General features: G+C 46.3%; 19 protein-coding genes, 1 tRNA gene and 1 pseudogene. 13 read left to right on the top strand and 8 right to left on the bottom strand.

The annotated features are described in order from the left end of the window. Window positions 1–415 precede the first annotated feature (415 nt). The 4 genes from QZW47_RS06885 to QZW47_RS06870 form a co-directional block, all read right to left on the bottom strand. Window positions 416–1330 (bottom strand): glycosyltransferase family A protein, encoded by a 915-nt coding sequence (locus QZW47_RS06885; RefSeq protein WP_293125418.1) that lies wholly within the window; start codon window positions 1328–1330, stop codon window positions 416–418. Between the two features lie 291 nt (window positions 1331–1621). Beyond that, a complete protein-coding gene (locus QZW47_RS06880) occupies window positions 1622–1813 on the bottom strand; it encodes a hypothetical protein (protein ID WP_293125416.1) in 192 nt (63 codons plus the stop codon). A 240-nt stretch (window positions 1814–2053) separates the two neighbouring features. Beyond that, window positions 2054–3889, bottom strand: coding sequence for an APC family permease (locus QZW47_RS06875; RefSeq protein ID WP_293125414.1), 1836 nt, complete (start codon window positions 3887–3889; stop codon window positions 2054–2056). Between the two features lie 66 nt (window positions 3890–3955). Beyond that, entirely contained in the window at window positions 3956–4795 is an 840-nt protein-coding gene (locus QZW47_RS06870) for a prephenate/arogenate dehydrogenase (RefSeq protein ID WP_293125412.1), read from the bottom strand. Window positions 4796–4834: 39 nt separating this feature from the next. Here QZW47_RS06870 and QZW47_RS06865 point away from each other — a divergent pair, with 39 nt between their 5' ends. From QZW47_RS06865 to QZW47_RS06840, 6 genes are all read left to right on the top strand, one after another. Continuing rightward, entirely contained in the window at window positions 4835–6397 is a 1563-nt protein-coding gene (locus tag QZW47_RS06865; protein WP_293125410.1) for a pentapeptide repeat-containing protein, read from the top strand. 93 nt (window positions 6398–6490) lie between these two features. Then, on the top strand, window positions 6491–8053 hold the full coding sequence (locus QZW47_RS06860; protein WP_293125408.1) for a pentapeptide repeat-containing protein: 1563 nt from the start codon (window positions 6491–6493) through the stop codon (window positions 8051–8053). 80 nt (window positions 8054–8133) lie between these two features. Beyond that, entirely contained in the window at window positions 8134–9663 is a 1530-nt protein-coding gene (locus QZW47_RS06855; RefSeq protein ID WP_293125406.1) for a pentapeptide repeat-containing protein, read from the top strand. A gap of 22 nt (window positions 9664–9685) precedes the next feature. Further along, window positions 9686–11194: a helicase C-terminal domain-containing protein gene (locus QZW47_RS06850; protein WP_293125404.1), complete on the top strand. Its 1509-nt coding sequence runs from the start codon at window positions 9686–9688 to the stop codon at window positions 11192–11194. A 65-nt stretch (window positions 11195–11259) separates the two neighbouring features. Beyond that, window positions 11260–11472 (top strand): DUF2839 domain-containing protein, encoded by a 213-nt coding sequence (locus tag QZW47_RS06845; protein ID WP_293125402.1) that lies wholly within the window; start codon window positions 11260–11262, stop codon window positions 11470–11472. A gap of 130 nt (window positions 11473–11602) precedes the next feature. Continuing rightward, a tRNA-Val gene (locus tag QZW47_RS06840) sits at window positions 11603–11674 on the top strand. A gap of 298 nt (window positions 11675–11972) precedes the next feature. Here the strand turns inward: QZW47_RS06840 and QZW47_RS06835 are convergent. Further along, the gene (locus QZW47_RS06835; RefSeq protein WP_293125400.1) at window positions 11973–13412 is read right to left on the bottom strand and encodes a hypothetical protein; all 1440 of its coding nucleotides are present in this window, start codon (window positions 13410–13412) and stop codon (window positions 11973–11975) included. 228 nt (window positions 13413–13640) lie between these two features. On the opposite strand from QZW47_RS06835, the gene QZW47_RS06830 reads away from it, so the two are divergent. Next, window positions 13641–13862 carry a hypothetical protein gene (locus QZW47_RS06830; protein ID WP_293125398.1) on the top strand — a complete coding sequence of 74 codons (222 nt, stop codon included), beginning with the start codon at window positions 13641–13643 and terminating at the stop codon, window positions 13860–13862. 37 nt (window positions 13863–13899) lie between these two features. Here QZW47_RS06830 and QZW47_RS06825 read toward each other — a convergent pair whose 3' ends face one another. Next, entirely contained in the window at window positions 13900–14106 is a 207-nt protein-coding gene (locus QZW47_RS06825; RefSeq protein WP_293125396.1) for a type II toxin-antitoxin system HicB family antitoxin, read from the bottom strand. Between the two features lie 95 nt (window positions 14107–14201). Continuing rightward, complete coding sequence (locus QZW47_RS06820; protein WP_293125394.1) at window positions 14202–15005, bottom strand: DnaB helicase C-terminal domain-containing protein; 804 nt, start codon at window positions 15003–15005, stop codon at window positions 14202–14204. A gap of 265 nt (window positions 15006–15270) precedes the next feature. On the opposite strand from QZW47_RS06820, the gene QZW47_RS06815 reads away from it, so the two are divergent. From QZW47_RS06815 to QZW47_RS06800, 4 genes are all read left to right on the top strand, one after another. Then, window positions 15271–16212 (top strand): nucleotidyltransferase domain-containing protein, encoded by a 942-nt coding sequence (locus QZW47_RS06815; RefSeq protein ID WP_293125392.1) that lies wholly within the window; start codon window positions 15271–15273, stop codon window positions 16210–16212. Window positions 16213–16324: 112 nt separating this feature from the next. Beyond that, entirely contained in the window at window positions 16325–17086 is a 762-nt protein-coding gene (locus tag QZW47_RS06810; protein ID WP_293125390.1) for a nucleotidyltransferase domain-containing protein, read from the top strand. Between the two features lie 105 nt (window positions 17087–17191). Next, entirely contained in the window at window positions 17192–17488 is a 297-nt protein-coding gene (locus QZW47_RS06805; protein ID WP_293125388.1) for a hypothetical protein, read from the top strand. 154 nt (window positions 17489–17642) lie between these two features. Beyond that, on the top strand, window positions 17643–18494 hold the full coding sequence (locus tag QZW47_RS06800; protein ID WP_293125386.1) for an alpha/beta fold hydrolase: 852 nt from the start codon (window positions 17643–17645) through the stop codon (window positions 18492–18494). A gap of 183 nt (window positions 18495–18677) precedes the next feature. On the opposite strand, the gene cobJ is transcribed toward QZW47_RS06800, so the two are convergent. Beyond that, on the bottom strand, window positions 18678–20492 hold the full coding sequence (cobJ, locus tag QZW47_RS06795; protein WP_293125384.1) for a precorrin-3B C(17)-methyltransferase: 1815 nt from the start codon (window positions 20490–20492) through the stop codon (window positions 18678–18680). A gap of 521 nt (window positions 20493–21013) precedes the next feature. On the opposite strand from cobJ, the gene QZW47_RS06790 reads away from it, so the two are divergent. Further along, window positions 21014–21232, top strand: coding sequence for a DUF3479 domain-containing protein (locus QZW47_RS06790; RefSeq protein WP_293125382.1), 219 nt, complete (start codon window positions 21014–21016; stop codon window positions 21230–21232). Then, window positions 21229–21480, top strand: a pseudogene (locus tag QZW47_RS06785) (cobaltochelatase subunit CobN); the annotation flags it as partial. The gene QZW47_RS06790 and the pseudogene QZW47_RS06785, both read left to right, overlap by 4 nt. Window positions 21481–21586: the final 106 nt, after the last annotated feature.

Here is a 21586-nt window from a genome sequence, read left to right as displayed (position 1 = left end):
GCAACTTTTCTACTTATTGCAAATATAGTACATTATTTTTACCATGTCAACGTACCGAAACATCTGCCTCAAGCGACGGGGCTGACAGGATTTGCGAACCTTTTTGCGTGCTGCATTTGGGTACTGTTAGCGCCCAAATACAGCTCATTTCCAGTCTGTTTTTGTTACAGCAGATTGCAGATTTATTCAGTACATTCGAGAGTCCTGTAGGGACACGGCTGAGCCTTAGTCCCTACCGTCAGGTGTACCTCACATACCTGAAGAGTATTGTAAGTTTGAATGGGAGTATCTCAGTTTGGCAGTTGTATTGCACTTCAAGAGTTCTCGTGCTATGTATAGCACGCGAGCGGGGACGCTCGTACTGTAAAAAAAATCCTTTTTGCAAAAATGAGATGCTCCCGTTTGAATTAGATGACTAAGAGTTAGGCTCAGCTTTCCAGGAAACCAGCATTTTCTTCAATTCCCGCCAATAACCCCCGAGTTTTGTTTCTCCCAAAGCCGCGCGTATTTTTTGCAGCCGGCTACTTCTTACAGGCGGCTGTCCGTAATAAAGAAATTGACTCATGTCTTTTGTCAGGCAGGGATTCATGAAAACTTTAACATCTTCGCGAGCCAAATATTTATCCCGAACCTCCTGCAAATATTCATCTCGAGCATTTGTGTGAAATATCGTCCAGCTCGGATCTTCCACCTTACACAAAGTGTATTGCTGGTGCGCCTGCATATATACGATAAATGCTTCTTCCAGCAAAAATCTGCCAAACCGATGTGTTCCTCTAAATCCAGAAGCAATATATTCATCCAAACATTCTTGCATCACTGAAACAAAGGTACTGCGCTTCATTACAGAAAAATTCAGCGTGCAAGCTTCAATGAAGTACCACCCAGGCCAAGCATCGAAATGTTTGAAAGTTCGATTAAAAGCTCCGCCCACTGCAAAAATGTCATCTCGATCCAGATAGTCGATCGCTTCCTCTAACCAACCGTCGTGACCTTCTCTGTAAGGTAACGTGTCAATTTTAAAGAACAATACATACGGCTTGGTAGCTATTGCTGCCGCCGTATACTCCTGAATAAAACATCTATCCTTATCATTGTCTTGATGATGGGGTGCAATGACTTGCAGTTTATCAATTAAACCTTCTTGGTAAAGTTCCCAGTAAACTTTTTGAGTCTCGCTATCGCTGCCACCGTCCACAACAATAACTTCCCCTGGTTTGCCTCCTAAAAACTTAAACCAATCCAGAAGAATCTCTCTATAGGCCAACCCATTGCCAAAATTGGCTGACACCATCGACACTTCACTGAGTTTGCTTAATTGATCGCCCATAATTTATTTGCTCAACACTAATTTAGCTTTTGCTTGTGCATTATCAAACTACTAAAATTTTATGTTAGTGTCAAATTTAAATAAAAATTTACTCAGTAAATACACTTACTTATTTGATACTAATATAGTTAAATTTATTACTCCAAAAATTCTAAATCGGCGTTGCTTACTCATCAATAAAGCCGGTTGTTTAAGCGAGGAATCCAGCAAAAAAACGGTTGCGAAACCTCCTGAATAAAACTCAGCACTTGACACCGCACGCGAAACAAACTTGTCACAGCCAGCGACGGGCTAAACAATCAAGCGATCTGAAAGCCGGATTTGATAGGGAGCATCTAGGGCGCAAGCTGTTGTAGTGCTGTCTTGAGCGAGCATATAATACTCGCCCGGGGGAGAGCACTCAAAGAAAAATGCTTTTTGCAAAAATGAAATGCTCCAGATTTGATATTGCGCTAAAAAGCCGGTTTCAGTAGAGCCTGTCACTTAGCCCGCGGACTTGCAGAGTTAATACATCGGGATTTGCACGCAGAAACTTCAAAAACCGGGTGTTTCAACAGATATCCCGCGCACTACACGCAGGATTTTGAGGTCAAACAAACCCGGTTTCTACAAAAAATTTGAGATGTAGCAACCAAGCATACACAAAAAAAACGGGTGGTTTATCCCGTCCTAAATAACTTGGTTTGATAGGTGAAAAATGCGAAAATTTTAACTAGAGAGCGCTTAAAGATAATATCTAACCGTTGTGACAACCCGACTTTTTTTAGCCAGCAAAGCCGCCTTCAAAAAGAAAGCAGTTTGATTGTGCAGCAGTCCCTCCCACCAATTTTTAGTCACAAAAGCCGGAATAATTAGCGTTAAGAACACTCCCGGCCGCTGTTCTTCAAACAAAGCCAAAAAGTGAGTCAGAGCCTCACCGACTGAACGGTAAGGTGATTCGAGAATTTCCAAAGGAATGTCAGACTGCAAATCTTGCCAAGCCGCTTGCAGTTTTGCGCGATCGGTCAAACCAATATCCACATGAACGGCAACAACCTCATCAGCAATTAAACGAGCATAATCCAGCGCATCAAAAGTTCCCCGGTGCAACTGTCCGACTAACACCACTGCTGGATGTTTCACCATCTTAACTTTAGGTCGGGGAGGATAAGATATAGGTTCTATGCCCTGAATGCTCAAGCGCGCCGCTACATACCGATAGTGTCGGTGAATCGCTAAAAACAGACTGACTACGATCGGAATAGTTACCACCACAACCCAAGCTCCCAACAGGAATTTGGTAGCAATAATTACAGCCAAAACTCCCGTTGTTGCCACTGCACCAATACCGTTCATCACAGCACTAGCTTGCCAACCTTTACCTCGCTCCTTAAACCAGTGAATTACCATTCCCGATTGAGAGAGAGTAAAAGAAGTAAAAACCCCAACTGCATACAGGGGAATTACTGCGGTGGTATCGCCTCGGAAGATGATAATTAAAATAGCAGAGCAGAGACTGAGCAGAGTTATGCCATTAGAATAAACCAGTCGATCGCCCAACAGCGACAACTGCCTCGGCAAAAACCCGTCCCGCGCCAAAAAATAACAAAGTCGCGGAAAATCCGCATAACTCGTATTCGCAGCCAACAGCAAAATCAACAGGGTTGCAGCCTGCAAATAGTAATAAAATATGCCAACTCCAAAAATGTCTTTTCCTAACACAGAAAGCAGCGTTTCATCTTCTCTAGGAATCACATGATAAATATTGGCTAAGTAACTAATGCCCAAAAACATAAATCCCAGAATTACTCCCAAATAAGTTAAAGTCAAGCGCGCATTCTTCCATTCAGGAGGTTTAAAAGCCAACACTCCGTCTGATATGGCTTCAACTCCAGTCAGGGCTGTACAGCCTGCCGCAAAGGCGCGCGCGATCAGAAAGAATCCCAAAGATTCTTTAGCTGGAATATTTTCTAAAGCTGGCAAAACATGACCTGTTGCTTGTTGGAATAAACCGCAGCCAATCAAGATAAAAATGCCCACGATAAACGCATAGGTGGGAACCATAAATATCTTGCCAGATTCCCGCAGTCCCCTGAGATTTGCAAACATGATCAAGACAATACAAACTAAGCACAATTCAACGGTATAGGGCAGCAGCGAGGGAACTGCTGAAGTCAAGGCGGCAATACCAGCAGAAATACTCACTGTTACGGTGAGAATGTAGTCAATCATTAGCGAAGCTGCTGCGATTAAACCGGGATAAATACCCAAATTTTCTCGCGCTACAATGTAGGCACCACCGCCGTTGGGGTACGCTTTAATTGTCTGTCGGTAAGAAAGTGCCACGATCGCCAACAGCAAAACAATAATTGCTGAAATCGGCAACGATAAACTCAAACTACTGCTGCCAGCTAGTAACAGTACCAGCAGAGTTTCTTGAGTCGCGTAGGCCACAGACGAAAGTGCATCGGAAGCAAGAACAGCTAGTCCTGTAGCGTTATTTAGCCGTTCGTGAACCGATGCGCTGGTGGGTAGAGATTCACCCAGTAAGACCCGCTTGAGCCGAGAATAAGTGTACATTGAAACTCAATATAGAGGCGTCCACAATCATAATCGACACGGGGACAGTTTGAAGTAATGTTGGGTTCACAAATTGTAATTTTTTCTCGCTTGTTGAGTCAGCTTCAGCTTGTGTTCGAGAGCTTGCCAATTTTCGCTCTCAATATCGCCCATCAACTCGTCGAGACAGTCGCGGTATATAGAGAGCGATCGCCACAACTCCTCTCGATTGTACTTGGCCACCATCACTCCCAGCTCGGGATTGCCGCCGCCAACCCGGCTGGTGTCGCGAAAACCCGAACTCGCCAAATGTTGGGCTAAATTAACAATATCTCGATCGCCCTCTCGATCGCACGCAGCGAGCAGCGTAGCGCTAGCCATGATCGGCAAATGAGAAATCCAAGCCACAGCTCGATCGTGCTCTTGAGGGCCGCAGCGGTAAACCAACGCACCCAACAACCGCGCGATTTCCTCCACCTTCTGGACCGACTGCGCCGGAGTCTCGGCTGTCGGCGTCACCACGTAAGGACGGCCCACAAACAAATCCCTTACCGCCGCCTCAATCCCACTTTCAGCAGTCCCCGCCATCGGGTGTCCCCCGACAAAATTCGGCCACAGATCCGACACTGCCTGGACTATGGGTGTTTTTACGGAGCCCACATCCGTTACGATAGTATCGGGGGAAAGATGAGGGATTAATTTTTCGACGGTCGGCTCGATCGCTCCTAAGGGCGTGCAAATAAACACCAAATCCGCTGTTGCCATCAGAGACAGGTGTATGCTGGCTTCAGAGACCACACCGCGTTCTTGGGCTCGATCGCAAGTCTGCTGGCGACTCGAAACCCCAAAAACATCAAACCCGCGCGATCGTAAATCCAGAGCGATCGAGCCACCAATTAAACCAAGTCCTACAATACCGATATTCATTAGCAATAAAATGGGGATATTTGATACGGTGCCGCCCCCATGACAGTCGAGGAACTCCTGAAAAAATATGCCGCCGGAGAAAGAAACTTTGCCGGAATCAACCTGACTGAGGCCAACCTCAGCGGCGTTAACTTGAGCGGAGCCAACCTCACAGGTGCGAATCTGAGTGTAGCAAACCTAAGCGGAGCTAACCTCAGTAAAGCCAACCTCACCGGTGCCAAACTCAACATCGCCAGACTCAGCGGCGCCCATCTCGGCGGCGCCAACCTCACAGACGCCGACCTCAACGTCGCCTACCTAGTGCGAGTTGACCTCAAAAGAGCCACACTCACAGGAGCCAAACTGATCAGAGCCGAGCTCATTAGAGCCGAACTCAGCGGAGCCAACCTCAGCGGAGCCAACCTCAGCGGAGCCACCCTCACCGAAGCCACCCTCAGAGGAGCCAACCTCGCCCAAGCCAACCTTCGAGGCGCTCACCTGAGCGGCGCGTGCTTGACAGAAGCCAACCTCGAACAAGCCAACCTGCAAGGCGCCGACCTCAGCAGAGCCGAACTCAGCGGTGCCGACTTGCGAGGTACGGAACTGCGACAAGCTAACCTCACTCAAGCCATACTCAGCGGCGCCGACCTCAGCGGCGTCAACTTGCGCTGGGCAATCCTCAGCGGTTGCAACCTGCGCTGGGCAGACTTGAGCGAAGCCAAATTGAGCGGCGCCGACCTCAGCCGAGCAGATCTCTGCCACGCCAACTTGCTCAATGCCAGTTTAGTGCACGCGGATTTGTCAAATGCCTACCTGATCCGCGCCGACTGGATTGGAGCCGACTTAACCGGAGCCACCTTAACCGGAGCCAAACTCCACGCAGTTTCGCGGCTCGGCATCAAAACCGAAGGCATGACGTGCAAATGGGTCGATTTGAGTCCCAACGGCGACCACAGCCAAATTTGCTGGTTGAACTCCGGAGGAACCCAAGAATTTTTTCACGAAACCTTGCCCACAGTTAGGATTGTGATTGACTCGCCCCTAGACCAAGGCGCTCATTTTGCCCTAGCTGCAACTTATTACCAAATTTCCCAACAATACCCGAGTTTAAGTCAGCCGCCCACGATCGAAGTCAGCTCCAGGCGCACCGTACTCGCCTTTAAAATGGACAGCGATGATAAATTATTTGCCACGGCTTACGTTGCCATCATTCCTTTTAACGACGCTGCTACAACTCAAAAAAACGTGATAGCTTTGATGAAAATGATTCAATCCCAGGATGCAAGCAAACTTAACGTCAAAGAATCCAAACACGTTCAATTATGCAGCAAAGCTCTCAACCAAGCTATCAGCAAAGTAGACCAAATTAAGATTTCAAGTTCTTTTCCCAAAATCGGCGAGAGCATCAATTTTTTTCAAATTCCTACACAGATGATCTTAATTAATTCCCGCGATCAAAGACTTAGCGTCTATCACCATCCCGCCTTCGGCAAGCGCCTGGTCAAAAAATACGATGCCAACAATTCTCCCTCTAGCAAGTTAGCCGAAATCACCAAATTTGGTCAATCCAACGTCGCTAGCATTTTGGATTTTATAAAAGGCTTCCACAATATCGATGTTTGAGCATATTGCATCAAGTTACAAAAATGCTTATTCTATTAAAAGTTGGCAAAACAAAGCTTTGTTCTAGCTAACACATCAGGGAAAGTGAAAAGCATGGACGCCGAAGAACTCATTGCCAAATATGCCACAGGAGAAAGAGACTTTACTGCCATCCTCCTGTGCGAAGCCAATCTCAGCAGGATCGATCTCAAGGGGGCTAATTTCAGCGAGGCAATTTTGAGCCTCACCAATATGAGCGGCACCAATCTGTCCGGCGCCAACATGAGAAAAGCCAAACTCAATGTTGCTAGACTCAGCGGTGCCAATCTCAACAAAGCTAACCTCAGCGGCGCTATTCTGAACGTGGCTAATTTGATTCGAGCCGACCTCAGCGAAGCCCAACTCGTCGAAGCTACACTGATCCGAGCCGAATTGATCCGAGCCGACCTCAGCGGGGCAAACCTTAGCGGCGCAAACCTCAGCGAAGCAGATTTGAGAGAAGCAACCCTGAGAGAAGCCAATCTAGAGCAAGCCGACCTCAGCGGGGCTCACCTGCGGGGCGCTTCTCTGACGGCGGCCAACTTGGAACGGGCTAACTTGCACAGAGCCGACCTCAGCAGAGCTGACTTGCGAGGAGTCAACCTCTGCAATGCCGAACTCAGACAAGCTAATCTGTCTCAAGCCAACCTCAGCGGCGCTGACTTGCGAGGCGCGAACCTACGGTGGGCCGACCTCAGCGGGGCGAACCTGACGGGCGCTGACCTCGATGAAGCGAGATTGAGCGGGGCTAACTTGTACGGGGCAAATTTGAGCAATGTCAACCTGTTAAACGCTACTCTGGTACACGCAGATTTGACTCAAGCGAATTTGATTCACGCTGATTGGGTGGGTGCAGATTTGACGGGGGCGGCCCTGACTGGGGCAAAAATTTACGCGGTGTCCAGGTTTAATCTCAAAGCAGATGACATTACCTGCGATTGGGTCGATCTGAGCCCTAATGGCGATCGCAGTCACATTCAGCGTTTTACCCCTGAAGAATCTCAACGGTTTTTTAATGCTACGCCGCCGACAGTGCAAATTATTGTCGATCGACCCCTCGATCCCGACGCTAACTTTGTCCTGGCGGCTACCTACCGCCAAATTGCGCGTCAATACTCGGGTTTGAGCCATCCTCCCAGCATTGAAGTTAATTCGCGACGCACCATCATTTCATTTAGAATAGACCAAGACGAGCAACTATTTCCCACAGCTTTCGTTGCCATTACTCCGTTTAGCGACGCGGCATTTACTCAAAAAAATCTCATTACTCTGATTAAGATGATTCAACCGCAAAACGGCAACAATCTGGGAGTCAGAGTCTCAAATCTCGTAGTGCAATTGAACGTGAGCCTCACCAAAACAATTAGAAAAATAGGAGAAATGAAAATTCAGCCGGTGCGGCTCGATCGCGAATCCACGTCAACTTTTTTCCAATCGCCTACCCAAACGGTACTGGCTAACTCCAGTGCCGAAAGTTTGATGGTTCACTATCACCCAGACTTTGGCAGAAACTTGACCAATTTGTCGGAAGTAAACAAAACCTCGATCGCCCCGGCAATTAAAGCCCAAAGATTCACAACCCCGCCACTAAACACGGTGATTGAGTTTGTCAAAAGCTTTTATCAAGTCGGCGATTAAATACTATAAAATAATTTGAAAACATTTATATTCAGGCAACATAAAACTTAGCAGATAGCCATTGTATTCAGGTACAAAAAATGGAAGCGGAAGAACTTCTCAAACGATTTGAACTCGTAAAAAGATACACAGAAGGCGACAGAGATTTTACAGGAATTAACCTGAATGAAGCTAATCTCAGCCGCATCAACCTGAGTAAATCAATTTTAAGAAAGGCTAGCTTATTTATCACCAACATCAGCGGCGCTAACTTGAGCGAAACTGACCTGAGCGAAGCTAACCTGAACGTAGCTAGACTCAGCAGCACCAATCTATCGCGGTCAATCTTAAACGGGGCTACTATCAACGTAGCAAATTTAGTGAGAGCCGATTTAACTGGAGCTCAATTAATCGGATCGTCCCTGATCAGAAGCGAATTAGTCCGGTGCGAACTTAACTACACTAACTTTAGTGGCGCTAACTTGACTGAAGCAGATTTAAGAGAGGTAAAGCTCACCGAAGCTAACCTGATGGGTGCTAATCTTTCCGGTGCAAACCTCAGAGGTGCTTGCGCTCCATCAGCTAACTTTCAAGGAGCTAACTTGCACGGGGCAGATTTGACAAAAGCTGAAATTAACGGTGTCAATTTCAGCAATGCCGATTTGAGACAAGCTTCTTTGCAGCAGGCGAATCTCAGCGGTGCAAACTTGAGCGGAGCTAACCTTAAATGGGCAGATTTGAGCGGAGCCAACCTCAACGGCGCAGATCTGAGCGATGTTAAATTCAGCGGAGCTAACCTCAACGGCACAGATTTAAGAAATACCAATTTAGTCAATGCTAGTTTGGTTCATGCTGATTTGACGGAAACTAATTTGATTAACGCAGATTGGGTAGGTTCTGATTTTACTGGAGCCACTTTGACCGGGGCAAAACTATATTTAGTTCCCAGATTTGGCATAGTCGCAGATGATATTACGTGCCACTGGATTGACATGAGTCCCACAGGAGATCAAACTCGGATTCAACAATTTAATTCGCCGTCTGAAGCGATAAAATTTTTAAATCATACCCCCGGGTTAGTGCGAATTGTAGTTGATGCACTTTTAGACCACTCAGCAAACAGCACTTTAGCAACAGCTTACAGCGAAATAGCTCGGCATTACGGAGCCATGAGCCGCCCTCCCAATATAGAAGTCGGCTACCGCCGGACTACTCTGACTTTTAGATTTGATAGCGACGAGCATTTATTACCAGCAGCTTTTTTAGCAATTATTCCTTTTAATGACGCCTTAGAAACTCAGAAAAATCTTGTGTCGGTTGGCAAAAATATCGCAAATCAAAATTTGGAAAAAAAACGGATAGTGCAGTTGTCTCAAGCATTTAATGCAGCGATGGATAATTTAAATGATGTGCAAAAAATGCTGGAAAACTTACTAAATGCAGCTCGGCAAACAAAGTTTTTTCAGTCGCCTACTCAAACTATTTTAATTAGTTCGGGGCAGGAGAGTTTGATTGTGCAGTCTCATCAGAATTTTGGTCGGCGCAGTGGAAATAATCAGGAGAGTAAATTTAGTTTGCCTGTGGGTCAAAAAGTAGTTGATTTTCTGGCAAGTTTTGATTATCTTGATTGAGCAATCATAAATGTGAAATCGATTGATTGAGGTAGAAGTTCATAACTCGCTGCTGAGCTTTTTGCGATCGCACTCCGAGCCGCATTGGCCCCACCATTTAACGATGGCGCGGCTGGTGGCGCGGGCTTTGCGCTTGGGGCGGAGCGCTCTGATCCAAACTGGGCTTCCGGCTGGGGCTTACCGACAGCGGTATCGAGTCAGCTATTTGATGCCGATTTTGATGTGGCCCTCTCCTGTGATTTTGGTGGCGCCGACACCGCTGCTGGAACATTTGCAGGAGGTGGAAATTCCGCGATTGCAAGAGTGGCTGCAAACTAAAAAGTCGATCGACATTTATTCCGACAATCCCGCGGGAGGAGGATTGATCCTAGCAGATCCGCAGTCTTGGCTGGCGGCTCGCTTGGCGGGAAATTCGGAACTTCACAGCAATATTCCGACAATTATCGACGGTGTGGATGATTTGGAAGTTTGGACGCGCCAGCAATTGACGGCGGGTTTGGTACCGGCTGATTGGAATGATTTAATGCAATCTGGGCCTTTGGAAACCGATGCAATCCTCCAAGCGCGGGTGCTGCTAACGCGGGCTGTGTTTCAGCATCCGGCGAAACCTGATGAGTGCTATTTGCTGGAAACCGCAGAGCAAAATATTTTGCAAGGGCTGTTTGAAAGAATCGAGCAAAACTCTGTGATTCCGGCTGCTTGGAGCAATTTTTGGCAGCGGTGGAACACTAACGGCAGACTGCGGTGGGCGCAAATTAACCGCTCTGCGGGGTCATTTTCGCTGTACTGCGCGCCGATACAGGTGGCGGAGGTTTTGAGCAAAATTTGGTCTGCCGTGCCTGTAGTGTTGATTGGGGGCGCGGTGGATGTGGAACAGAAGGCTCCGATCTTCCGGCAAATGATGGGTTTGCCAGAGTTGACGAGTGTGAAGTTTTCGCCCGATCGACAAAATGAGTTAATTCAACTGTACATTCCGAACTGGCTGCCGTTGCCGAATACGCCGGAATTTCAGGGAGTTTTGATGGAAGAAATTCGGACTTTGCTGTTGATGAGTGCGTCGGTGGCGGGTTTAACGGTGCTGATTGTGGGTGATGTACCGCTGAAGGCACGGATGGCGGCGATTTTGGCTTCTGAGTTCGGTTCTCGGGTGCAGGTGGAAAAAACCGAGGTGGGGGAGAATACGATTTTGGTGACGGGATGGGAGTTTTGGCGGGAACATCAGGGGGAGTTGAGGGCGCCTCACTTGCTGGCGATCGCGACTTTGCCGCTACCAAGTTTGGAAAATCCTTTGGTGACGGCGCGTGTGGCTTTTTATAAGGAGCAGCGGCGGGATTGGTTTCGGTTGTATTTGTTGCCGGCGGCGCTGAATGAGTTGCAGCGGGCGATCGCGCCTGTGCGAGAACGTCAGGGAGTTGTGGCGATTTTCGACAGCAGGGTGATTCACCGCAGTTATGGACAGCAGGTTTTAGCGGCGCTGAGTCCGTTTGCGAGGATTGATTATTTGGATACGACTTGGTTGACGCAGGCTTGAGATGACCTGTTGGCCTATAATTTGGTTGGTTATGCAATTGAAATCTAATTTAGCAAGCAAAGATTATGGGTGAAGCTAAGCGTCGTAAAGAGTCGATCGGCGACGAATTCGGTAAAGAAGAGCGTATCTATCCGTGGCTACCAATCACGAAAACCCAAAGCGCAGATTTTCTGAAGTGGACATCTCGCGGAAGTTGGGCGGGGATTAGTCTGTTGGTGGGTTGGTGGATTGTGGTGCGGTTTGTTGGGCCTGCTGCGGGTTGGTGGGTGGTTGATTGATGTGGATGAGTGCGATCGACTTTTGGGCGATCGCACATTGTGTCGAGTTTGAACTCCGAAACTAGCGGCTGAATTTTTGGGAAAAATTTAGTTGCGAATCAGGAGTCAGTATGTTATGATTTTTGTCTGCGGGCGATTGGCACAGTGGTAGCGCGCTACCTTCACACGGTAGATGTCGCAGGTTCAAATCCTGCATCGCCCATAGTTTTCTAAGCCTTATGGCTAGGTCATTTAGGAATATCACTCAATCCTGAATTGACGGTTTCCACTCATTTTCCACTCATCTCATCTTTCAGTGTAGTTAAAAAAAACGGACATGATTGTCCGTAATGTTAAGATTTGTTTCCTTAAGTGACAAGACTGTCTACGCACAACATAGCGATTGCTTACCCATGTTTCCCATTACTAGCAATGATTGCTAGCAATCTTATGAAGGTACATAATAAAAAACCCGCCGGGTTAGGGCGGGTATGCTGGGAATCAGGGGGAGAGGCAGTGATTTAAGTGTCGGACAATGACTCGACAATCTGGTCAACACTAATGCCATAGATGCTAGCTAGTAAAGCAATTTTTCCATCATCAATCCCTAGTTGCTTAAGTACCTTAATAGCGGAAGCTAGCGAGATAGCCTGGTTGTCTGACCTCGTTAACAGGTCAATAGTGGTATTCGTGGTTTGACGCTTTTTGTACACTGTGTCATTCATCATTGGACTATGCCCTAGACTCATGGCGCGAGTCTCAAGACTTACTCCGCCCATCATTCCGTTGAGGTTGGCTAGGTGGCGCAATGCGTGAGTCTGGGTAAATTTACTCCATCTTGCCAAGCAGTCACGAGCCGATTTTGAATACTTGGCGGACATTGTTTGACAAGTGCTACAACGTCCCACTTTGACTTCCGGTATCCGCCCCGACCTTATCTCCAATTCCTCTATCAGATTAAGATGCGTAGGCGGAATCATAGGCACGGTGAGTCTGTAGCCTGTCTTAGTTGTGGTATCCATCGCCGTCTTGTCCCCCACCACAGCAATCATTTTTTTATTCTTAGCGTCACTTAATGCGGGGATACTAACACCATCCTTTGTTCTAAAGGGTTTGTCTATGTTTTGAATAGCGAACACCTCATGCACTCGCAATCCGTAAACCACCTGCATTGAAAACACCCAGAGCCACGCTTTCCGAGATTCCAAGTGATATCGCTTGTCATTTATCGGAATATTTATAACTTCCTCACGTAGCCGTAAAAAGTCGTCTACAGATATAGATTGCAAGTCATCTCGGTAAATAGTTTGTTTCCCGTCAATTTTACTGAGTTCCTCGTGTAAGCGACTGTCACCAATGGTTTCAGCTAGCTTTTTCATCACGGACAGGCAGGACTGATATGACTTGCTACCTTTCTCCTTGCTATTGACTACCGACAAGATCGAGGCGAGGTTAACCGTTACATGCTGTGGTAGCAGTTTGTAAAATATACCGTATACCTGATACCAAGTATTCTGTGCTGATGCACTTTCTCTGTCCCTCTTTTGTCGCTTCTTTGAGTAACCGTCCCAGTATCCAGTTTCTACTTTGGCTATCGCCTCGCCGAACGTTATTAAGTCATTGCTGACGACGTTCCTTTCTAAAATTACATCATCGTACCATCTGAGGAATTCTGTCTCCCCCTTTAACGATTCTAAGGCGCTTGCGACTAGGTGGGCTTTCCTTAGCGCATCAGAAATCCCCTGCATCGTCAGTTTGCAACCGCAGGCTTTGATAACCCGCTTCTCGCCCAGTTTGAACTGAAGTTGTACGTAAGAACCTTTCGCTCGACTTTCTCTTTTTAGGCCTACCCCTTTGGGGCAATCTTTCTGTGCATCCTTTAAGTAGTCCAGTACGCGTTCGTAGCCGATAAGGTAATCGGCTGAGTTGCTTACAGTGACTGATTTAGATTTTCCACTCATTTTCCACTCACCTAGCTTACAATGTTGAGCTTGCTTGTTGTGTACAGCTTACAGCAAAGAACTCTGTTTCCACTCAAATACGAAAACAGGTCTTATGAGATGAGTTTAAAAATGGCTGAAACGACGTAAAATCGTTAATTAAATGAAAGGGCATAATTCAACTCCTGTATCGCCCATTCAAAATTTATAGGGACTCATTTAGCTGATCCCAGGGATAGAGCTAACTCTATGATACAAATAATTCTGAAAGCTGAACAAGAAAAGTTGTTAGCAGAAAAAATTAAAAGGATCCGGGAACTTAAGAATAGTTATCAGCCAGATCCGCACAGACAAGTTTTAGCTGAAAATTTTAGCAACTTATGTGAAGAAACCCAGGCTTTACACGCGGATCATCCTTTAACTGATGAAGAAATTGCCGAAGAAATTGCAGCTTATCGGAGTGGAGAATGAGAAAATGACTGAAAATAAAAAGTAATTGGTGTTTAGCTTAAGCTTCAACATATTCGCAAATAGAGACAGGTTCGGGAATCGGAAAAGCATCCTCTTGTAGTCCTTCAATATGAAAGGCGATCGCCTCTTTAATTAAATGCCTCACCTCTTCTAAACTTTCAGCCACAGCTACACATCCAGGTAAATCGGGAACATACGCACCGTAGCTAGTTTCACCTTTTTCAATTACAACAGCATAACGCATTAATCTTCCTCCTCTAGCTAACCGTAGGGTGCGTCAGGCGGGAAATTCTTAGTTTGTTGTTGTCACATTCTGCCCTGACGCACCCTACAACTTTCTTATTTTAGAATACTTATGAATGACCCTTTTTCGGGACTGAACCAGTATTTTGCAGTGCCTAAAGCACCGTTTTTTTGCTTTCTAACTATTAATTCTATCTTGCCCTTTTCAATTGAGTCTGGGTTGTAATAATCGTCGCGATACAGGCATAGAGCGAGGTCTGCATATTGTTCGATGTCGCCACCTTCCTTCAAATCCAACAGCAATGGGCGCTTGTCATTGCGACTTTCGACGCCACGATGTATCTGAGCTAGTGCTACAAAAGGCACATCAAAATCCTTGGCAATCGCCTTGCACTGTCCTGCAAGCGCTGCCACATCCTGATCGCGGTTTACTGCGCTTCTTTCTCCTAATAATTGGAGGTTATCTAGTATCACTAAGCCGATTTTTCCGTAATCTTGTTCGACGCGCCGAAGGAGGCTTCTCATTAGTGTTGGTGTTAGGCTAGGGCCCGAAGTGTCATCGATAATTATTGGTAATCCCGATAGGTCTCCGATTGTGGATGCCAGCTTCTCCCATTCTTCCTCGTAGATTTTGTTCCACATCAGTCTTTGAGAATTTATCCCCGACACCATCGCCAGCATCCGCTTTGTGAGCCCTTCTTTCGACATTTCGGCACTAAAAAAGACTACCGGCAGTTTGTATTTTTTGGCTATTTGTAGAGCCAAATGTATCGCAAACCAGGTTTTTCCCATTGAAACCCTGGCGGCAACAATGATTAGATCCTTTTGTACCATCCCCCCAGTCATATCGTCCAAATCTAACAGCCCTGTTAAGTATCCCGGTGGGATGTTTGTATTCATTATTTTATTTTTAATTAATTAAAATTTGTATAAATTTACCTCGTTTTTTACCTTGAAATCAATAATTTTTGTCACACTGAGAATGTGATTTAGATCACTCAATTTCGATTAAGCATAGAAGCCTTATTTAATAATAGTTTTAGCGATTTGTTAGGAAAGCAAGCGCATACCTACGCCAAATCCGCGATCGCCCAAACCCCCTTTACTTGTACTACAAATATGCTACAATAAGAGTGTAGCTCGTGTCTCCGCAGGAGGTTTCCTCGTGACAAATGCCAATATTCCTCAAAATTTCAACTTAATCGTCCCCGCAGGAACCCAAATTGTCACCAAAATTGAGGTCAAAAACCCCGGTGGAGACCAATCTTGGAAACAGGGCGCAGTAGGTGCGATTGTCAAATCGCCTACGGACAATTCCCACGCCTATTCAGTCAAACTCCCAGACGGAACAGAAGTTAGTCTGCGGCGACATGAATTCAGCATCCGCAAACAGTTTCAAAGCGAAGGATTGCAATCTGGAGGAGATTTTCTCGCGGAATACAATCTCTATGATTCTGTAATTTATCGCTGTATTGTTGGTTCGAGAGCCTACGGTTTGGATAATGAGCAATCCGATACAGACAGACGCGGAATTTACCAGCCGCCGGCAATTCTTCATTGGTCGCTTTATGGCATTCCAGAACAATTGGAAAACCAGGAAAATCAAGAATGCTATTGGGAACTGCAAAAGTTTCTGGTTTTGGCGCTGAAAGCTAATCCCAATGTGCTCGAATGTTTGTACACTCCTTTGGTAGAAACTGTTTCTCCTGTAGCTGCCCAATTGCTGGAAATTCGCGAAATCTTTCTGTCGCAATTGGTTTATCAAACTTACAATAGCTACGTTTTGTCTCAATTCAAAAAAATGGAGCAAGACCTTCGCAATACTGGAGAAGTGCGATCGAAGCACGCGATGCACTTGATTCGGTTGCTGCTGTCAGGAATTACGATACTTAAGGAGGGGTTTGTGCCGGTGCGGGTGCAGGATTTTCGATCGCAATTGCTATCAATCCGCAATCAGGAAATCTCGTGGGATGAGGTGAATCGCTGGCGGTTGAGCTTGCACGCGGAGTTCGATCGCGCTTTTGCTGATACTAAGTTACCGGAACGCCCTAATTACGAGCAGGCTAATCTGTTTTTGATTAAATCGCGTCAAAGTGCGATCGAATAGTTCGTTCGTAGTGCCGTTCGTAGTGCGGACTTCAGTCCGCAGCCTTAGAGCGGACTGAAGTCCGCACTACGAACCTTAGCGTTCGATGTGACGTAATATAGCATAGAAAATCATGGTAGAATACATCTCTGAATTAGTCAAGATTATCTCCGATCGACCTTATCCGCTATTGTTTGCGACTGTCAGCGGATCGCACTTATACGGCTTTCCTTCCCCAGATTCTGACTTCGACTTGCGGGGAGTTCATATCTTACCGCTACCGAAAGTTATTGGACTGATTTCGGGAGATGAAACCATCGAAGTTTCGGAATTTCGAGAGAAGATGGAACTGGATTTAGTCACTCACGATATTAAGAAGTTTCTGGAGTTGTTGTTGAAGCGCAACGGCTATGTGCTAGAGCAACTGTACTCGCCACTCGTAGTTTATACTAGCGAGGAACACGAGGAGTTAAAGCATCTCGCCTCGAACTGCATTACCAAACATCACAGCCACCACTATCTGGGTTTTGCTCAAACTCAATGGCGATTGTTTGAGAAAGAAAGCCCGCGTCGGGTGAAGCCACTGCTGTACGTTTACCGGGTGTTGCTGGCGGGGATTCATTTGATGCAAACGGGGGAAGTTGAGGCGAATTTGGTTAAACTTAATGAGAAGTTCGAGTTACCGTATATTCCCGATTTGATTGCTCGCAAGCTGGCTGGGGCGGAAAGGTCGGTGCTGGAGGATACAGATATTGGATTTTATCACCAAGAGCGCGATCGGCTAATTAATGTATTAGAAGAGGCAAGTTTTACCAGTCATTTACCATCAAATCCTAATGCAAAGGTTGATCTCAATGATTTTCTGGTAAAGGTGAGGATGGCTTCTTTGAATTAAGATTTTTCATGTCTTTTCAGGCGATGGACGGGCGGGACGCCCATCCCACAATAGAATGAGATAGAGTAAAAGTATTGTGCAACCCTTACAGCATCAGAGGTAACAATGCAAATCACCTTGAGTCCACATCAAACCCAAGTCCTTGAAGCTTTAGTAAAGGACGGTCAATATTCATCTCTTGAAGAAGCAATTAATACAGCCTTGCTGTTATTAATCGATGACCTTACTTTATCCGATAGCAGCAACAAGCCAAACTATTTAGCTTGGGTTGAAGAAACTCGGAATAAAATCAATATAGCACGAGAACAGGCTCAATGCGGTGAGTTGCTCAATGCAGATGATGTATTAGCTCAACTTAGAGATAAGGTGAAAAAAGCCAGAGAAGTAATAGCGAGTTATTAGCGGTTATCGTAACTTGCAGGATGTTTTCAATACTGATTGAGTACAAACAATGCGATCGCCTTCAACTCATCTACCTGAGAAAAGCATTGAATTCAGAATACACAAAGTAAAAAAATAGACTGTGGTATAATGGATATCCAGCAAAAAATTAGCTATGAAACAATGGCGACCCTTCCTACTAAAATTTGCGATCGGCTATAGTTTGGTTTGTGTTGCGCTCTACTTTCAACAACAGCGACTTATTTTCTTCCCTAATCGTCAACTTCAACATACCCCTTCTCTGTATCAACTGAACTATCAAGACGTTTGGATCTCCATTTCCAATCAAAGCGGAAAACCAAAATATTTGCATGGGTGGTGGATTCCTGCTCAACAACCCAATGCTGCTGTGATATTGTACTTTCATCACAACTCAGTTAATATCGGTGCAAATATCAGTCAAGCACTTCAGTTTCATAAATTGGGGTATTCGGTTTTCTTGTTTGACTACAGAGGATTTGGTCGGAGTCAAGGGATGTTTCCTACAGAGTCTCAAGTGTACGAGGATGCTCAATTCGCATGGAATTACTTGACTCAAGAACGCCAAATTGTACCAAGCCAGATCGTAATTTATGGTCATTCAGTTGGCGGGGCGATCGCAATTGATCTTGCAGCGAGACATCCAGAAGCCGCAGCATTAGTTGTGCAAAGTTCGTTTACCAGTATGCGCGATATGTCTAAGAGGTTTGGGTTTTATTGGCTACTTCCAGTCGAGTTGTTACTTAAACAACGGTTTGAGTCTTTAGAGAAGATGAAGTCGATCGAACTGCCAGTTATCATTATTACAGGTACTGAAGATATACAGATTCCAGTACAAATGGGAGAACGTTTATATGAAGCTGCTGCTGTCAAATTTAAGCAGTTAATCATTATTCAAGGTGGAGGACATGACAATCATCTATCAAAGCCATATAGGCAACAGGTGAAACAGTTTCTTGAGAAGGCAATGTCGATCGACCGCAGATGAAAAGCAGATAAACACAGATTAACGCAGATAATACAAAACATGAAAAATGCTTGCTATAACATGATTTTTTGATGGAGTGAACGTCCGGGTTGTTTCCTCAAATATTCTCGTTGCGTCGCTTTTGGGAACGATCGATGGCGACGCACTCTACAAATACTATTGCATGAATTTTCCAAATTGTTATTATTTCTCGTATCTGCGCGGCGTGTAAACCCAAATATCTCCAAACTTGCGCGGAATAATCCGAGTTTGACTCGAACCGACAATCACTAAAGTTCTCATATCCGCATCTTCCGGCTGGAATTCACCTAACGTACAAACGCGCACGGATTGGCCTGGGCGGCCGAGGTTTCGCCCCAATACAACCGGGGTTTTCGCATCGCGAGTTTCCAACAAAATCTCGATCGCCCTTCCGAGTTGCCAAACCCGCTGTTTCGAGATTGGATTGTAGAATGCCATCACTAAATCCGCTTTTGCAGCAGCCGAAATCCGCTGTTCTATGACCTCCCAAGGCTTGAGAATATCCGAAAGCGAAATCGCACAAAAATCGTGGCCCAGCGGTGCTCCGATCGCAGCAGCGGTCGCCTGCATGGCAGAAATCCCCGGTGCTACCCGAATGTCGATGCCTTGCCATTCGGGTTTGCTGTCAAAGTCGATCGCCTCAAACACCGCCGCAGCCATCGCAAAAATCCCCGGATCTCCCGACGAAACCACGGCGACAGATTTACCGGATGCTGCTAAATCTAAAGCAAAACGCGCGCGATCGATCTCTTCGCGGTTGTCGGAATCGTGCCTATTTTGTCCTTCTTTCCGTGTTCCGGCTAAATCGAGATAAAACTTGTAACCCACCCAATCGGTAGCCTCGCGCAGAATTTCCTTAACTTCCGGGGACATCCACGCAGCGCCTCCGGGGCCTGTACCGACGATCGCCAGTTTGCCGCGACTAATGCCGATCGCACTTGGATCGATCGGTGCGGTAGCAAGTGCGATCGCGCAACTGAATGCGTTTGTGCGATCGTATCCAATTAACTGACTGTTTGCACCCGCTGCTGTTAGGGCAATTTGGGCGGCAGTGACATCAAAAGTTGCATTATATTCTATTAATTTAACTGTGTCGAATTCCACAAGTTCGGGAAGATTCAGAAAACGCACTGGAACTTGAAAAAAATCGCTGATTGCTTCTAAAGTCGGATTTCCCATATCATATTTTAAAGCAAAAAATCCCGCGACGGAAGCTGCGGCTAAATCGGCGTTTTCCAAGACTTGCTGCACGAAAGAAATAGCTATTTCCGGCTCGATATCCGATAGCTGTGTCAGTGCAAATGTCACTATTTGGGGATGATAAACTAAACAGTCGGGGGTTGGTACAATTGCTTTTTCGGTGACGCGGATGGTGAATTGGGCTTCGGGGGCGATCCTCTCCGTTGATGAGCCTCCCGTAGGGGCGGGCTGCGCTAACGGCAAATTGCTCTCGGAAAGCCAGCTTGCAGCGCCTTCTAGGCGCACTTTCGCCCCGGCGAGCAAATTAGAAATAAAAGTCTTCGCGTCCTCTGGATTCGCCAGATAATAGCCTTGGGGAGGACTCAGCAGGGCGGTGCGAAAGCGGATATCTCCGGTGGTGGTGATGGCGGGCTGTACGCCGAGGGCTGCTGCAATTTCTCTCGCCAAGTCGTTGACGCCGTGCAAACCTCCCAGCAGCGGTACTACGGCACTTCCGTCTTCGGCGACGGCTAAGACTGGGGGTTCGGCGCGTTTGTCTGACAGCAGTGGGGCGAGGGTGCGGATGATGATGCCGGCGGCGCAGATGGCGATGATTGGGGTTTCTGTGGCGAATAGTTCTCGCAGGGTTTCGCCGAAGTTGGTAAAGTTGATGTCTGTGTCGGAAGTGCGATCGACTAAACCGTAAATCTGGGAACCTGGGAAGACTGCGGAGATTGTTTGGGCGATCGCTAGGCTGTTTTGACTTAAGATAATTATTGCAGGAGAAACTCGATTCACGGTTTTAAATATAGCTGTGTTTGGATGGCTTTGATTATTTTAATCTGTTGTTACTTCAGTAAGACATCTTTGACGAACCGCGAAGGCGCGTAAGCGCTCTTAGCGCGAAGGAAGAGCAAGAAAAGAAGTTTGTCTTTTTTTGTCTATCAGTAGCACAGGCATCTTGCTTGTGAATCTCTGCGATTAGTTTATCATACCAAATCCAATTTTAATATCCCTTTTATTCTTCAGTCGGCGGAGGCCGACTTTGTTTATGTAGTTGCGGTTTCAACCGCCGAGTCTTATCGTTATTCTTCCTGCCGCGGAGGCCGACTTCGTTTGTGTAGTTGCGATTTTAATCGCCGACTCTTCTCTATAGCGTTTCTCAGAAAGATGAGGTATGCTGAATTATGCTAGAACCCTTACAGCAGCAAGCTTTTCAGGTCAATATTCATCCGCGAATTAATGTGAGAAAGGCTATATGTCATTTTTAACTTTAATTTAGGATCATTTAAAATAAGCAAATATTTCGAGGTTGGGTTGTGAAACGGATTGTCTTAATTGCAGGGTTTGAATCTTTCAATGCTGATTTGTACCGCCAAGCCGTCCGGTTGGCTGTTTCCGGGTGTCTGGGATTGTCGGTGAGTGTTTTTAGCGATCGCGCCCTTGCAGATGAGCCTGAAGCTGTAGCCGCCGCCCTCTCGAATGCTGATGTATTTTTTGGGAGTTTGCTGTTTGATTACGATGCGGTTCGTTTTTAATCGGTTGGGGCGGAACTGCTGATTTTACTGATAGTTGGGTTTACGATCAAGCTGCTGATACCTATGCTTTGGATGCAGAAATGGCGCAGAAGTTGCGGGAGGCAAATCCTGAGGCTTTTCGCAATATTGTTGACCGAATGTTGGAGGCTAACGGGCGTGGTTTTTGGCAGCCGGATGCGGATAAGTTGCGGCAGTTGCGGGAGTTGTATGAGTTGACTGATGAGAAAATTGAAGGGGTGACTGTTTAGTTTTTTGAGTCATGTTCTTAAGGTTTGTAGTGAGGACTTTAGTCCTTCTTAATTTTTGCGGACTAAAGTCCTCACTACGAACCCGATCGAGACTCAGTTGATACCA

Source organism: Microcoleus sp. bin38.metabat.b11b12b14.051, assembly GCF_013299165.1.
Classification (GTDB): Bacteria; Cyanobacteriota; Cyanobacteriia; order Cyanobacteriales; family Microcoleaceae; genus Microcoleus.
This window is presented reverse-complemented; position numbering and strand designations above follow the sequence as displayed.

Bases quoted from the DNA above. Each gene is read 5' to 3' on its own strand.
- QZW47_RS06825 (WP_293125396.1), bottom strand. From the start codon at position 14,106: ATGCGTTATGCTGTTGTAATTGAAAAAGGTGAAACTAGCTACGGTGCG.
- QZW47_RS06835 (WP_293125400.1), bottom strand. From the start codon at position 13,412: ATGAGTGGAAAATCTAAATCAGTCACTGTAAGCAACTCAGCCGATTAC.
- QZW47_RS06870 (WP_293125412.1), bottom strand. From the start codon at position 4,795: ATGAATATCGGTATTGTAGGACTTGGTTTAATTGGTGGCTCGATCGCT.
- QZW47_RS06885 (WP_293125418.1), bottom strand. From the start codon at position 1,330: ATGGGCGATCAATTAAGCAAACTCAGTGAAGTGTCGATGGTGTCAGCC.
- QZW47_RS06865 (WP_293125410.1), top strand. From the start codon at position 4,835: ATGACAGTCGAGGAACTCCTGAAAAAATATGCCGCCGGAGAAAGAAAC.
- QZW47_RS06800 (WP_293125386.1), top strand. From the start codon at position 17,643: ATGAAACAATGGCGACCCTTCCTACTAAAATTTGCGATCGGCTATAGT.
- QZW47_RS06855 (WP_293125406.1), top strand. From the start codon at position 8,134: ATGGAAGCGGAAGAACTTCTCAAACGATTTGAACTCGTAAAAAGATAC.
- QZW47_RS06805 (WP_293125388.1), top strand. From the start codon at position 17,192: ATGCAAATCACCTTGAGTCCACATCAAACCCAAGTCCTTGAAGCTTTA.
- QZW47_RS06860 (WP_293125408.1), top strand. From the start codon at position 6,491: ATGGACGCCGAAGAACTCATTGCCAAATATGCCACAGGAGAAAGAGAC.
- QZW47_RS06845 (WP_293125402.1), top strand. From the start codon at position 11,260: ATGGGTGAAGCTAAGCGTCGTAAAGAGTCGATCGGCGACGAATTCGGT.
- QZW47_RS06810 (WP_293125390.1), top strand. From the start codon at position 16,325: ATGGTAGAATACATCTCTGAATTAGTCAAGATTATCTCCGATCGACCT.
- QZW47_RS06830 (WP_293125398.1), top strand. From the start codon at position 13,641: ATGATACAAATAATTCTGAAAGCTGAACAAGAAAAGTTGTTAGCAGAA.
- QZW47_RS06820 (WP_293125394.1), bottom strand. From the start codon at position 15,005: ATGAATACAAACATCCCACCGGGATACTTAACAGGGCTGTTAGATTTG.
- QZW47_RS06875 (WP_293125414.1), bottom strand. From the start codon at position 3,889: ATGTACACTTATTCTCGGCTCAAGCGGGTCTTACTGGGTGAATCTCTA.